The 15,556-nt window shown below is 26.0% G+C and carries 9 protein-coding genes and 1 pseudogene; all 10 read right to left on the bottom strand.

Annotated features, from left to right (window positions below):
* Positions 1 to 283: 283 nt before the first annotated feature.
* Complete coding sequence (locus tag OC705_RS00210) at positions 284 to 2,128, bottom strand: ABC transporter ATP-binding protein (RefSeq protein ID WP_304512282.1); 1,845 nt, start codon at positions 2,126 to 2,128, stop codon at positions 284 to 286.
* The gene (locus tag OC705_RS00205) at positions 2,125 to 3,858 is read right to left on the bottom strand and encodes an ABC transporter ATP-binding protein (protein ID WP_304512283.1); all 1,734 of its coding nucleotides are present in this window, start codon (positions 3,856 to 3,858) and stop codon (positions 2,125 to 2,127) included. Before OC705_RS00205 ends, OC705_RS00210 begins: the two co-directional genes overlap by 4 nt.
* A 213-nt stretch (positions 3,859 to 4,071) precedes the next feature.
* Positions 4,072 to 5,709: a chaperonin GroEL gene (groL, locus tag OC705_RS00200; RefSeq protein ID WP_304512284.1), complete on the bottom strand. Its 1,638-nt coding sequence runs from the start codon at positions 5,707 to 5,709 to the stop codon at positions 4,072 to 4,074.
* 157 nt (positions 5,710 to 5,866) lie between these two features.
* Entirely contained in the window at positions 5,867 to 6,151 is a 285-nt protein-coding gene (locus OC705_RS00195) for a co-chaperone GroES (RefSeq protein ID WP_304514004.1), read from the bottom strand.
* 1,249 nt (positions 6,152 to 7,400) lie between these two features.
* Positions 7,401 to 9,347: a threonine--tRNA ligase gene (thrS, locus tag OC705_RS00190; RefSeq protein WP_304512286.1), complete on the bottom strand. Its 1,947-nt coding sequence runs from the start codon at positions 9,345 to 9,347 to the stop codon at positions 7,401 to 7,403.
* Between the two features lie 127 nt (positions 9,348 to 9,474).
* Entirely contained in the window at positions 9,475 to 9,903 is a 429-nt protein-coding gene (locus OC705_RS00185) for a P-loop NTPase family protein (protein ID WP_304514003.1), read from the bottom strand.
* Between the two features lie 539 nt (positions 9,904 to 10,442).
* A complete protein-coding gene (locus tag OC705_RS00180; protein WP_304512288.1) occupies positions 10,443 to 10,910 on the bottom strand; it encodes a GTP-binding protein in 468 nt (155 codons plus the stop codon).
* A 1,175-nt stretch (positions 10,911 to 12,085) separates the two neighbouring features.
* A pseudogene (locus OC705_RS00175) lies at positions 12,086 to 12,643 on the bottom strand (P-loop NTPase family protein); the annotation flags it as partial.
* Complete coding sequence (locus tag OC705_RS00170; RefSeq protein ID WP_304512289.1) at positions 12,591 to 12,755, bottom strand: hypothetical protein; 165 nt, start codon at positions 12,753 to 12,755, stop codon at positions 12,591 to 12,593. The gene OC705_RS00170 and the pseudogene OC705_RS00175, both read right to left, overlap by 53 nt.
* 1,750 nt (positions 12,756 to 14,505) lie before the next feature.
* Positions 14,506 to 15,534, bottom strand: a complete 1,029-nt coding sequence (locus tag OC705_RS00165; RefSeq protein WP_304512378.1) for a DHH family phosphoesterase — start codon at positions 15,532 to 15,534, stop codon at positions 14,506 to 14,508.
* Positions 15,535 to 15,556 lie beyond the last annotated feature (22 nt).

The raw sequence follows: 15,556 nt of genomic DNA, 5'->3' as shown, positions 1-15,556 counted from the left end.
ACACTTAATACACTAAATAAACTTATTATAATAAAATTAAATTTTTATATTATTTAAAATTTTATTTCGTAAATTTTCAAGTTTTTTAAATTTTTTTTTCATTTTTTCAAATTCTTAATTTTGATAAAGTATAATTTTTTTTAATTTAAATTTTGGGTATTCTATCTATAAATTATTCACAAAACAAATTACCCACTTATATTATACCTCAAATAACTCCAAAAATAAAATTGAAAAAAATCTGAAATTATATTATATATTTATTTCTCAACTAAATAAATATTTATTTAAATTGACTATTATATAGATTATAATAAAAACCTTGTTTAGACAATAATTCTTTATGACTGCCTTTTTCAACTAATAAACCATTTTGTAAAACCAAAATAATATCTGCATTTACAATAGTAGATAAACGATGAGCAATCACAAAAGAAGTTTTATCTTTTAATAATTTTTGCATAGATTGTTGAAAAATAATTTCTATTTGAGTATCAACAGAAGCAGTAGCTTCATCCAAAATAACTATAGAAGGGTTATTTAAAAAAGTTCTGGCAATAGTGATTAATTGTTTTTCTCCTTGGGAAATATTATCTAATTCTTCATTAATAATAGTATTATAACCATTTTGTTTAGTCATAATAAAATCATGCACATTAACCTGTTTAGCAGCTTGAATAACTTGTTCTTCTGTAGCAGTAAAATTGCCATAACGAATATTATCCATAATAGTACCATGAAATAACCAAGAATCTTGAACAACTATACCAATCATTTTACGTAAAGCACTCTTTTGAATAGTAGAAATATCCACTCCATCAATTGTAATTGTACCTGCACTAACATCGTAAAAGCGAACTAACAAATTCACTAAACTAGTTTTTCCTGAGCCTGTTGGACCTACAATAGCTACCATTTTATGTTTGTTAATCTCGAAACTAATATCACGAAGAATAGGTTGATCGGGTTGATATTGAAAAGTTACATGCGAAAATTTAATATAACCTTGAACAGAAGAAGGAATAATTAAATTATTTTTGATATCTAATTCTTCATTTTCTGCTAAAAAATTAAAAACACGATTTGCAGCAGAAGAAGTGGATTGTAAAATAACAAACATCTGACTCAAATCTCTTAATGGATTTCCTAAACGCCAAATATATTTTATAAAAGATTGAAAAAGCCCTAATTGAATAGTTCCAAAACCTAATTTAAATAATAAATATGGCATTTCCGCATCTTGATAATTTAATAAAAAATAACCTAATATTACAATTAAAGTCATCACAATATAAGTGAAACTATTAATAATAGGCATAACTAATCCGGATATCCAATTAGATTTAAAAATAGTAGAAGCTAATTGTTTATTTAAATTTTGAAAATCACTAATATTATTTAATTGTTGATTATATAAAATAATTTCTTTATGTCCAGTGTATTTTTCTTGTAAAAAACCTAAATATTCACCTGTTTTTTCGAATCTTTGGATAAAAACTGATCGCGCTTTTTTGTTAATCAACCAAATAACAAATAAAGAACTCGGTATCATTAAACAAATTAATACAGCAAATCTTAAATTTGCCCAAAACATAATAAAAATAATCATTATAATGCTAAAACAAGAAAGCACAAAAGCTACACAGGATTGTTGTAAACCGTTCGAAACTGTTTCTAAATCATTTATAACAATACTCATGATATTGCCTATAGTATTATTTTCAAAATATGATATAGGTAATCTTAACATTTTTTGATAAACACGTTGTCTAATATTTTGAATAGATTTATGAATAATAACAATTATCAATTTGTTATAAATAAATCTAGCAACAATACATAAAAGATATAAAAATAAATTAATAAATAATAAAAGAATAATATAACTCATATATTCAGATATAATTCGAAAACTACTTAACACTTTTGTTCGTAGAAAATTAAGAATAATATTGTCTGAATAAATTATTTTGGAATTATTATTAAAATTATTTTGAATAAAATTAATAATAATATTACCTTCGAAAATAACAATAAAAGCATCTATAGCAGCTACTACAAAAATTAAAAAAATGCTAACCAAAATTTCTTTACGAAAAGGTTTTAAAAAATAAAATATTTTTTTCAATTTAGAACCTCTTTTATTTTTTGCGAAAAAGCAATATTTTTATAAATTTGACATCTATTCATTAATTCCTCATGCTTACCGACATCAATAATTTTACCATTGTCTAAAACAATAATCTTATCAGCATTTAAAATAGTACTTAATCTTTGTGCTACTATAATAATAATAGAATCTTTTCGTAAATAACTTAAATTTGTACGAATAGTTAAATCAGTTTGATAATCTAAAGCGGAAAAAGAATCATCAAAAATATAAATATCAGGTTTTTTTAATAAAACTTTGTTTATAGCTAATCTTTGTTTTTGTCCTCCAGAAAAATTAGAACCTAATTCACTAACTGGTTCTTGTAATTTACCTTTAGTTTTGTTAATAAAATCATAAGATTGAGCTTTTTTAGCACATTCCCAAATTTCTTCAGAATCTGCATTAGATTTTCCAAAAGATAAATTACTTAAAATTGTACCTTTAAATAAAATATTTTTTTGAGAAACTACACCAATTTTATCTCTTAAAGAAGTTAAGTTATATAATTTAATATCTACTCCATTAATTAACAGACACCCTTTTATCGGATCTATTAATCTAGGAATTAAATTAATTAAAGTACTTTTTCCAGAACCTGTAGAACCAACTACAGCAATTAATTCCGAAGTTTTAACTTTAAAATTAATATCTGATAAAATAAGTTTATCACTATTAGAATACTGAAAATAAACATCTTTAAACTCTAAACTTGTAATAGGTTTAGATAAAATTAAATTATATTTTAAATTATTTTTAATCGAAGGTTTAGTATTTAATAAATATTCTATTTTACGCAAAGAAACTAAAGCTTTAGGAAACATTGTAAACAATAATAAAAAATTCAAAATAGAATAAAGTATATGATATTGCAAATTAATACAATTATATAAACCACCTAAATGAAAATCAGTTGGTTTTCCTACTTTTAAAACATAAGCGCCAAAACCAGTAGTAAAAATAATAGAAATATTCAATAATAAATAAAATAAAGGTTCCATTGAAAAAATCGAATTAAACAAATGAATATTTAAAAAAGCATATTGAGAATTGATTTTATCAAATTGAGAACATTCGTAACTTTCTGTATTTAAACTTTTAATAACTTTAATACCAGTTAAATTTTCACGAACTTTAGAATTTATTTTTTCTAAAACTTTTTGTTTTTGTGTAGATAATAAATAATTTTTAAAAATAATAAAAACAAAAATGATAACTAATAAAGGTATAATAGCTAAAACGATATAAGAAAAAACTATGTAAATTCGATAAATTAAAATTAAACTAATTATTAACATAATAGGAGCTACAATTAAAGCTCTATAAAGACTAGACATAAAATTAACAATTTGACCAACACAAGTGATACTACAATTCATCAAAAAAGGAACACCAAGATTTTTCATTTCTAAAATTGAAAAAGTTTGAATTTTTGCAAAAATATCTTTATTTAAATCCTCAAAAATTAAAGATGATGTTTTAGCAGAACAAAAATTAATAATTAAATTACCCACAATAGCACATAAAACCAATAATAACAAAGCTAAAGTAACAAATAAAAAATTGTGAGAAGGAACGGGATTATCAATAACATAACGACCTATAATCAAAGGAATACCGATTTCACCGCTTGCTATAAATAAAACTGCCAAAATATTTAAAAACAATATAATTTTATAACGCATAATATATTTAAAAATTAATTTCATAAAACTGATTTTATACCTTCTTAATTAAATAAAAATCAAAAAAATTAAATTTTTACTAATCTTTATTCGTTTTTGAAATATCAATAGAAATTCTAACATTTTTTTAATATTTTTTATATAAAAAAAAATTAATTCATATTACAAAAAAACAAATAAGTTTTCTTGATTTAATGAATTAATTTTTAAAAAGATATAAAACAATTTATTTAAATATTAAAGTACATCATTATTCATATTATCAATATTTGAATAATTTTTTTCTAATACTTCTTCTACCACAGCAGCGCCAGTAGTTACCATTACAGATGCAATAGAGGCTGCATTTAAAACAGCTTGTCTAGTTACCGCTGTAGGATCCATAATACCATCTTTAACTAAATCAACAAATTGACCAGTTTCAGCATTAAAACCAAAATTTTCTTTTTGTTCTAATTGTTTTTGAATAATCATAGAAGCATCAAAACCTGCATTAGTTGCAATTTGTTTAGTAGGTTCTAATAAACTTTCTAAAACAATACTATAACCTTTACGAACGCTTTCATTTGTAGAATTTAATTCGCTTGATGCAGTTTTATAAATTTCTACCAATGCTTTTCCTCCGCCAGGAACAATACCTTGTTCAATAGCAGCTTTGGTTGCATTTAAAGCGTCTTCAATACGTAATTTTTTTTCTTTTAATTCTGTTTCAGTAGTAGCTCCTACATGAATAATACCGATACCACCAGTTAATTTAGCTAATCTATTAGTTAAATTATTTAAATCATGTTGATTAAAATCTTTCATATTTTTCATATTAGAAATCTGAGATTGAATTTCTTGAATACGCGTTTCTAAAGCAGAAGTTTTATTATCCACTACCAAAGTAGTACTACTTTTTTTAATAATAACTTTATTTACTTTACCTAAAAATTTTTCATCTACATCTTTTAACTTCATATTTAAATCTTTAGAAATAAAAGTAGCTTGAGTTAAAATAGCCATATCTTGAAGTAATTCTTTTTGATGATCACCGAAGCTTGGAGCTTCAACTGCTACTGCATTTAAATAATTTCCTTTTTTATTAGCTACTAAAATACTTACCATTTCATTATCAAAAGATTCAGCAATAATTAACAAAGGAACTCTATTACTTAATGAATATTCCAAAATACGATTAATTTCGAATATACTATTAATCTTATGATCAGTAATTAAAATAGCAGCTTGTTCTAATTCTATTAGAGAATCTTGTTTATTTACCACAAAATAAGGAGAAACATAACCTTTTTCGAATTGCATACCTTCAACAACATCTAATACAGTTTCAAAACTTTTAGATTCATCTACATTAACAACTCCTGTTTTACCTACTTTTTCAATAGCAGCAGCTACAATTTTCCCTGTTTCTGAACTACCAGATGAAATAGTAGCAACATTTTCGATTTCTTCTTGAGTATTAACAGAACGAGATTTAGATAAAAGTTGTTGAGCTACTACACGAGATGCTTCCAAAATACCTTGTTTTAAAAGAACACCTTTAAAACCACCAGTATCAAGAGCTTCAAAACCTTTACGAATCATACTCTGACCTAATAAAACAGCTGTAGTTGTGCCATCTCCTGAAGCATCGTTAGTGCGAGTAGCTATTTCGCATATAGCTTTAGCGCCAGCATTATGGTAAGCATCTTTAAAACTAATTTCTTTTGTAATAGTAACACCATCGTTAATAATTAAAGGACTACCATATTTCTGTTCTAATAAAACATTTTGGCCTTTAGGACCTAAAGTTATTTTAACTGTATTAGCTAATAAATCTATACCTTTTAAAATTTTTTTTCTTGCTATTTCGCCATAAACAATTTGTTTTGCCATATAATATTTCAATACTCCTTTTTTTATCCGAACAATATATAATTCAAGTTTTTAAATATAATTAAATCTTGATATAAAATTTTGTTTCAATATCAAAATTTTTTTTATTGATATCTATTATCAATAGCCCTCACCCAAACCAAACGAAAAAGTTTGCTTAAGACTCTTTTGGTGTACCAATTTTAGCAATAATATTTTCTGATTTAACAATTAAATACTCTTCTTCTTGTAATTGTAATTTTTCTCCAGAATAATTCTTATAAACCACTAAATCATCAATTTTTAAATTAGTTACTTGTGGTCCACAACTAACTATAATTCCTAAAGATTCTTCTTTACGAGGACTAGTACTAACAATAAGTCCTGACGAAGTACGTTCATCTTGGAATTTTGGTTTTAAAACAACATAATCATTTAAAGGTTGAATTAAAAAATTTGTCATAAATTTCTCCTTTTTTATTATAAAATAATCAAATTTAATTTTTTTTTATATATCGAGAATAAGTTAAAGATTTTATAAACAATAATATTTATTTATAATGTTTTATAAAATAAATTTTCAGAATCAACTGATTTCTCCAAAAATCCAATAAACAAGTATAAATAACTATTTATATTATAAAACCTTAATAATCAATTGTATCTAAAAATAATTAGAACTTTCAATTGGTAAACTAAATATATTTTTTTAAATTAGTTTATCCAATATTTTAATATTTTTACAAAAAATTTAACTTCGAAAAAATATAAATACATTCATAATGCTAATATTGTTTATTAAATTTCATTTTAATTACTGAAATTATAATTATATAAGAAAATTTACTGAAAATACCTATTTTTTCAATAACAAAAAACTCTAAATATTAAAAATTTAATTTAAATCTTTAAAAATAAAATTTTTAATCGTTTTTTATCTAAATTAAAGGTTTTGATCTTTTATTAAATATTATTATTATCACCAAAATTTGTTTAGAAAATAACAAATAATGTATATTTTGTGAGTAATAACTTAACAATAATAATTATAATAAATTTTCATGAAATTAAATCATTAATAATAAACAAATAACAAGATAATAAATAATATAACTTATTTTACCCTGTAAAGATTTTTATTATTCATTCCGAGAAGAAGATCTTAATTATTTCCAATTAAGCTTTAATCCTCCAAATACTACAAAGTAAATTTACCCTTTAAATAAAAATATTTTTATTTCCTCGGTTATTTATTTAGGATTATTCAAGTTACTCCAAATATAGAATTTAATTCCTGAAAATAATTGACTGTTATAAAAACAGTAAAATTACAGATCTTCTTAATTGACAAACTATCCAATGAGTTTAATCTATATCGAATAGCTTCTGGACTGATAAAACGTATTAATATTTTAACAAGATAAGTTTATTTAATATAAAAAACTCTAACGTTACCTTCTGAGATCCTCTAGTAATTATCATTAGAAATATTTCAAGTAGTAACTAATTGTTTTATCACGAATTCCATTGAACCATTATATAATGCCTCATAATTTCCTTTTTAAGAACCTTAATTAACATTTTTGTGTTCATCAATACTAGTGATTGATTAAATAATTTTTGATATTTAATTCTCTTTCACTTACAGTACGAGTTAATTATAATTCAATTTATAATATTTTTTCAATATCAATTATAAACAAAAACAACAATTACATTTTGTTTTTAATTAAATTAAAAAACATTTCTAAAAACTCTTTCATAGACATATTAAATTTTTCAAGTTTATTATATTGACGAACATGCAAAGTATTATTTTGAATTTCACGTTCACCAATAATAATCTGAAAAGGGATTTTCTCTCGATAAGCAGAACGAATTTTATAATTAAATGTATATTCTTTATCATTTAATTCTGCTCTTATATGATTTCTTAACATTTCCTTCTGCAAATTTTTAACATAATAAAGGTGCGATTCGTTATTAACTGGAATAATAATAACTTGTACAGGTGCAATCCATAAAGGAAAAAAACCTTTATATTGTTCTATTAAATAAGCAGTAAATCTTTCTATAGTGGATGTAATAGCTCTATGAATAACTACAGGAGTTTTAGTTTGATTATTACAATCTATATAAGATAAATTAAATCGCTTAGGTAATAAAAAATCTAATTGAATAGTAGATAAAGTAACTTCATGGTTTAAAGCTGTTAATACCTGTACATCAATTTTAGGACCATAAAAAGCAGCATCTCCCATTTTTTCTTTATAATTGAGACCTAATTCATTTAAAATATCTCTTAAAATATTTTCGGAATTTAACCACATATTCGGATCATCAAAATATTTATTTTTCTTAGAAGGATCATGAGTACTTAAATTAAAATAATAATCTTGGATATGAAAATCTTGATAAACTTCTTTAATTAAATTAATAATTTCAACAAATTCTTGTTTAATCTGTTCAGATGTAATAAAAATATGAGCATCATTTAAAGACATAGCTCGAACTCTTTGCAATCCTGAAACAGCTCCAGAAGGTTCATAACGATGTAAAAGACCTAATTCAGCTATTTTTATAGGCAAATCTTTATAACTATGCATTTTTTGACGAAAAATCTCCATATGATGAGGACAATTCATAGGTCGTAAAATTAATTGTTCACCATCTGGCAATTGCATAATCGGAAACATATCTTCGTTGTATAATTTCAAATGACCAGACGTTTTATATAAAGAAATATTAGCTACAACCGGAGTATAAACATGTTGGTAACCATATGATATTTCTTTATCAATAATATATCTTTCAATAATACGACGAATAGTTGCGCCTTTAGATAACCAAAAAGGCAAACCAGTTCCCACAACTGACGAAAACATAAAAAAATTTTGTTCTTTATTGATAAATTTATGATCTCGTTTTTTTCTTTCGTCTAAAACTTTTAAATAATTAGCTAAATCGCGTTTTCGAAAAAAAGCTACTCCATAAATACGAGTTAAAACCTTATTTTGTTTATTTCCTTGCCAATAAACTCCAGATGTTTTTAAAATTTTAAAATAACGATTAATATTAATATTAGGTAAATATTGATCTTCTGTACAAAAATCCAAAAAATTACCTCGTCGATATAAAAATAATTTTTGCGAAGGATTAATGTTTTTCAAATAATCTATTTTATAAGGATTAAATTTAAAAAAATTTCGAATTTCAGAAACAGATAATTCTGTTTCAGTAACAGGTAAATTTTCTTGAATAATATCAATCATAGTTTTTTCAATAAAACCAAAATCTTGCTCTGAAATTATATTATTAACCGGATCAATATCATAATAAAAACCTTCTTGATTTATAGAATTATTAACTAATAATGAATTAGGATAAATACGACAAATAGCCTTAGCCATAATCAAAGCAGTATTATTATTTAAAATAGACCAAGCTATACTATCGGATATTGTAATAATATTTAATAAACCATCTTCGGTTAAAGATTTATCTAAATTCACTAATTTATTATTAAAATAAGCTGCTATTGGTAATTTTTCAGAATTATTTAAAAATTCCAAATTTTCAGAAGCAATAATTTTACTAACAGTAATGTTATTGGGAAATCTTTTTTTTTGATTATTTTGTTGATATTCAATTTCAATCATATAATAATCCTATCCTTTAAAAAATTTAATTATTTTGCAAAATTATGCCAATAATTAATTTAAATTTATTAATAAAAACAAAAATATTGTTAATCTTCAAAAAATTAAATAACAAAAATAATAAATATTATTTGCCTAAACAAAATTTTGAAAATAATTCATTAATCAAATTTTTTTGCAAATTACTACCCAAAATATTTTCTAAAGATTGATAAGCTTCTTTAAAATGAATAACATGTATATCTATAGGCATATTTCTTTTTATATCTGTTAAAACATTTTTTAAAGATATAATAGCTTTTTTCAGTTGATTTACTTGTCTAAGATTGAATAAATAATCAAAATTTCGTTCTTGAATATCTTGTAAATTAAATCTTTTTATAATTTTTTGTTTTAAATTTTCTATTCCTTCTTGTGTATGATTAGAAATAAAAATAATCTGTGAATATGGATAGATTATTTGCGTTTTATTAATAGGATTTGTTTTTCTATTAACTATTACAAATAGCCCCCATCCAAACCGGACAAGCAAGTTTCCCAGCATCCGGCTTTCCATAATTTATCAATAAACAATAAATTACTGACTTCTTTCGCCCTATCAAGGTCGTTAACCTTGTTCCAGGGAGGACGATTCTCTTTATCATTCCAGATCAAGTTTTACTCCTCCGACTACTAAGAAGTCGCTTTATCCTTGGGCCTAATGACTTTAAACTCATTATTAGTTAATTTAATAACTGACCTTTAGGATTCTCCAAGTTACGCTAAATATCTACCTTGATTCCTTAGGTGAAGTAACCATTTTGTTAATGGTGAGATTCCAGGTTTGTTAATTGATAAACTATTCAATACTTAAAATATATATTAATAGACTCTGGACTGCTCGCTTATAGTAGTTTACGAAACAAGCTTCTGAATTGCATCTTCTTATCTTCTTAGGCCATTACAGGCTTATCCTTAGAACCATTTGGTGGCGGTATCTTCTTGACTAACTACTTCGTCGCAACCCGCTTTTAAGAACTGCTGTAATTCTTGAGAGTTTCCATTCAAGAACCGTTCTTAGCCTTACAGTGTTTATCGCACTGGTGATTGGTAAAATCACACGATATTTAGGCCTCTTTGGCGCCCTTTTAATTCAGATGATAATTCAATTTTAATCGGCAAATCAGATTTACTACCTATAATAATTCTATTTTTATTTTTAGTCATTTCTAATAACATTAAATCCTCAGATTCTAAAATATTATGAGTATCCAATAATAATAAAATTAATTCAGATTCATTTATAAATTTTTTAGAAATATTAACTCCTAAATTCTCTAAATAATCATCAGTATTACGGACGCCTGCTGTATCAATTAAACGCAAATTAATACCATTAATAGTCACATAAACATCTAAAAAATCTCTAGTAGTTCCTGGAATATCAGATACAATCGCTCTTTCTTCCCCTAAAAAATTATTTAGAAGACTAGATTTTCCTACATTAGGTTTACCTAAAATTAAAGTTTTAATTCCTTCTTTAATGAAACGCGTTTTATAAGAATTATCTAAAATATTTTGCAATTTATGAATTAAAAATTCAGTTTGGGGAACAATAAAATTATTAGTAACAGTTGGTATATCATAATATATGGATAGATTATTTGCGTTTCAATAACAATTATTTGTCATTCAGTTACAGTTATCTATTACAAATAGCCCCCATCTAAACCGGACAAGCAAGTTTCCCAGCATCCGGCTTGCCATAATTTATCCTTTTTATCGGACTAACTTTGTGTTGCCACTGGTTAGTTATTTATTCTTATCGTTCTTTTTAAAGAGTTAATATTTGTCCAATAACCTTTGGAATTGATTAGGCTTTGATAGTAAAAATCTCTAAAAGTCATGATTTTTTACTAATAACCGTTAACATATTTCGCGGTGACATTAATCAATCTTCTTGAAATAAATACCATTAATCTTCTATTTATATCATTCCAATAAATTTGTTGGCCCTAATTTAATTGAATATTTAATAATTATTTATCATATTACTAATCACTAATTATAAACTCTGTAATATCTTAGTTATTTAAAAAGAACGATTTTGAATTGATATTCAATTGTTACACAAGTTTAATGTCTTGATTATAAACAATTTTTAGTATATCAAACTATTCTCGCTTGATGTCACTGAATAAACAATAAATTACTGACTTCTTTCGCCCTATCAAGGTCGTTAACCTTGTTCCAGGGAGGACGATTCTCTTTATCATTCCAGATCAAGTTTTACTCCTCCGACTACTAAGAAGTCGCTTTATCCTTGGGCCTAATGACTTTAAACTCATTATTAGTTAATTTAATAACTGACCTTTAGGATTCTCCCAGTTACTCTAAATATCAACCTTGATTCCTTAGGCGAAGTGACCATTTTATTAATGGTGAGATTCCAGGTTTATTAATTGATAAACTATCCAATACCTGAACATAGTATTGATAGACTCTGGACCGCTCGGTTTCAGTAGTTTGCGAGACAGGGTTATTATATTACATCTACTTATCTTCTTAGGCCTGCTTATGCTTATCCTTAGAACCATTTGGTGGCGGAATCTTTTTGATTAAACTACTTCATCGCAACCCGCTTTTAAGAACTGCTATAATTCTTTATTGTTTCCTTTAAAGAACTGTTCTTATCCTTGCAGTGTTTATCGGCACTGGTTATTGGCTAGATAACACGATATTTAGGCCTCTTTGGGCGCCCATTCAGGATAATCTATATTCACTTCTATACTAACTATTAAATTTAAAATTTGTTTGTTCAAATCTTGAATATTTTTAGAAATTTTTTTTTGTAAACCTGCATTAGCCAATTTAATAAACTGAATATTTTTAGCATGAATTAAATCCATAATAGCTTCTGCTTGCAATAAATCAATTTTTTTATTTAAAAAAGCTCTTTTACTGAATTCACCTGGCTCTGCTAATCTAATAAATGGTAAAGATAAAACTCTTTCTAAAACAAGTTTAGTAATTAAAGTTCCTCCATGAGCTTGAATTTCAATAACATCTTCCCCTGTAAAAGATCTAGGAGACCGAAAAATAGAAATTAAAACTTCATCTAAAACTTCACCTGAATGATTCAAAATAAAACCATGATGAATAGTATGAGTTTTAACTTCTAATAAATTAATTTCTTTAATAGCTTTAAAAATACTATTAATACCCTCGATGGCTTTCGATCCACTTACACGAATTACACTAATACTACCTATACCTAAAGGTGTAGCGATAGCTGCAATAGTTTCTTGTATAAACATTATACGAATAGATTATTGACGTTTCTTTGATAGGATTTATCTTTCTATCAAATATTACCAACAGCCCCCGTCCAAACGGTGCGAGCAAGTTTCCAAGCACACCGCTTTCCATAATTTATCCTTTTTCTAGGTTTAACTTCGTGTCACCACTGGTTAAATGTTTATTCTTGACCTTTTATTCTTTTCAAATATTCTATAAGCCTTTTGGATGATTCTATCTTGAATAGTAGGAATTCCAAGTAGTCTAGTTTTATCTTTTCCTTTCGGAATATGAACTCTTTTAACCAGTTTCGGGTTATATTGGTTGTGAACATATTTTTGGTGATATTTCGTTAATTTATTTAAGTCTATATCATCTATTATTCTCCCATCAATTCCCAGTGTTTCTGCTCCCGTTATTGGTGGCAATCTGATGAAACTTGAGGTAGGTATTAATTAAGTTGTTCATTCCCCATTTGAGTTCTTGTTTTAATATGTGTTGTTTTAAAGATTGGTCGTGAATCTTACTCATTGTCCAGAGAAGTTTCGATTTTAAGAACTCAAAATCATTTCTAGGTTTTACCTATTCCTTCTGCGGTCTCAACGAATAAACAATAAATTACTTTCTTCTTTCGCCCTATGAGAGTTATTACCTCTCTTCTTGGTAAGACGATTAGCTAGCTTATTCCAAAACTAGGTTTACCCTTACGACTACTAAGAAGATGCTTTATCCTTGACTATCAGGGCTTTTATTTCCTGATTTGTAAATTTAATTACTTAGTTTTAGGATTCTCCAAGTTACACTAAATTTCTACCTTAATTCTTTAGGGGAAGTATCCTCTTAAAGAGGCTGATTCCAGGTTTTCTTATCTGATAAACTACTCAATATGTGAATAATATGTATTAGTAGTCTCTGGACTATCCGTTTCAGCAACTTACGAACAGGTTAGTTTATTACATCTATTTATCTTCTTAGGCCATTTCAGGCTTCTCCATGGAATTATTCGGTGGCGGAATCCTCTTGACTAATTTGCTTTCGTCGCAATCCGCTTTTATGGTCTGCTCTAATCCGACATTCTTTCGTTTGACTGACCGACCATATCCTTTCAGGGTTTATCGACCCTGGCTATTGGTTAGATAGCAGGAAATTTAGGCCTCTTTGGCGCCCATTCACTCACTTTAATATATTTTTTATTATTTTAATATTTTTAATTAACACACTAAATAAATTATTTGCTATTATTACCGATAATATAGATATATTATTTTCATTTTCAATCTCAGGATTTGTCTTTCTGATATTTATTAAAAACAAATCCCTATTTAAACTAGAAAAGCAAGTTTCTCAAGTATAAACTTGCCATAAATTTATCAATAAACAATAAATTACTGACTTCTTTCGCCCTATCAAGGTCGTTAACCTTATTCCAGGGAGGACGATTCTCTTTATCATTCCAGATCAAGTTTTACTCCTCCGACTACTAAGAAGTCGCTTTATCCTTGGGCCTAATAACTTTAAACTCATTATTAGTTAATTTAATAACTGACCTTTAGGATTCTCCAAGTTACGCTAAATATCTACCTTGATTCCTTAGGTGAAGTAACCATTTTGTTAATGGTGAGATTCCAGGTTTGTTAATTGATAAACTATCCAATACGAATATCATATATTGATAGCCTCTGGATTGCTCGCTTATAGTAGTTTGCGAAACAGGTTTTACTATTACATCTACTTTCCTTCTTAGGCCATTACAAGCTTATCCTTAGAACCATTTGGTGGCGGTATCTTCTTGACTAACTACTTCGTCGCAACCCGCTTTTAAGAACTGCTGTAATTCTTGAGAGTTTCCATTCAAGAACCGTTCTTAGCCTTACAGTGTTTATCATGCTGATAATTTGTCAGAAGACATGACATTTAAGCCTCTTTGGCACTCATACTCTTTAATAGAAGTTTTAGCTAATTTAATAACTTGATCAATTTCTTGCTGATTATAAACGTTCATACCACAAGCACGAAAATGACCTCCACCGTTAAATTTATGGGCAATATGATTAATTTGAGGACCTATCGAACGTATGCTTATCTTCCAATAGTTTTTAACTTTATTTTCTATTATAAATAACCATACAGGATATCCTTGAATATTATGAAAAATATTAACTACACTGTTAATATCTTCAAATTTCAATTTAAATTGTTCAATAATGTCATGAGTGATCTTAATATAAATCAAACCATCTTCAGCGATAAAATTACTACATACATAACCTTTAAATCTTAATATATTAATAGGTTGAATAGTAATTTTAGTATCAATTTGAAAAGCATCAAAACCATAACGTAATAAATCAGAAACAATTTGTAAAGTTTTATAATTTACTCTATCAAAACGAAAATGACCAGTATCCGTGACCATGCCGATATAAATAGGCAAAGCACCTTTAATACTCAAATTTAAATTATTAATTTCTTTAAAAGTATAAATCATTTCTGAACAAGAAGAAAAACTTGAATCAATCCAAGAATTTTGTTCATCTCCGTAAATTTCTCCTATTAAATGATGATCAATGCGTATAATTTTTTTAGCTATTTTATATCTGACATCGCTAATTACATTAGTATTACCACAATCCACCACAATAGCTAAAGATTGAGATATAACATCATCATTAATTTCATCCATTACACCTAAAAATGAAAAAATAGGATTATTTTCTCCTAGAGTATAAACTTGTTTATGAGGAAAATTTTGTTGAATAATATCTTTCAATCCCAATTGAGAACCATAACAATCTCCATCTGGATTTTTATGCCCAAATATAGTAATAACATTGAATTCATTTATATTACGAAGAATTAAGTGATTCATAGATATCGTTTTGGAATTCCTTTGTATCAAATTTTGATCCATTTTTTATCTTCTCCTATATTAA

It is taken from the genome of Candidatus Phytoplasma fabacearum, from assembly GCF_030586805.1.
Lineage (GTDB): Bacteria > Bacillota_I > Bacilli_A > Acholeplasmatales > Acholeplasmataceae > Phytoplasma > Phytoplasma fabacearum.
Note: the sequence above shows the minus strand (reverse complement) of the source record. Positions and strands in the feature narration are given on the sequence as shown.

What these genes read in the sequence shown, in the direction of transcription:
- OC705_RS00165 (WP_304512378.1), bottom strand. Translation starts at nt 15,534, where the DNA reads ATGGATCAAAATTTGATACAAAGGAATTCCAAAACGATATCTATGAAT.
- OC705_RS00170 (WP_304512289.1), bottom strand. Translation starts at nt 12,755, where the DNA reads ATGGAAAGCGGTGTGCTTGGAAACTTGCTCGCACCGTTTGGACGGGGG.
- thrS (WP_304512286.1), bottom strand. Translation starts at nt 9,347, where the DNA reads ATGATTGAAATTGAATATCAACAAAATAATCAAAAAAAAAGATTTCCC.
- groL (WP_304512284.1), bottom strand. Translation starts at nt 5,709, where the DNA reads ATGGCAAAACAAATTGTTTATGGCGAAATAGCAAGAAAAAAAATTTTA.
- OC705_RS00195 (WP_304514004.1), bottom strand. Translation starts at nt 6,151, where the DNA reads ATGACAAATTTTTTAATTCAACCTTTAAATGATTATGTTGTTTTAAAA.
- OC705_RS00205 (WP_304512283.1), bottom strand. Translation starts at nt 3,858, where the DNA reads ATGAAATTAATTTTTAAATATATTATGCGTTATAAAATTATATTGTTT.
- OC705_RS00185 (WP_304514003.1), bottom strand. Translation starts at nt 9,903, where the DNA reads ATGGAAAGCCGGATGCTGGGAAACTTGCTTGTCCGGTTTGGATGGGGG.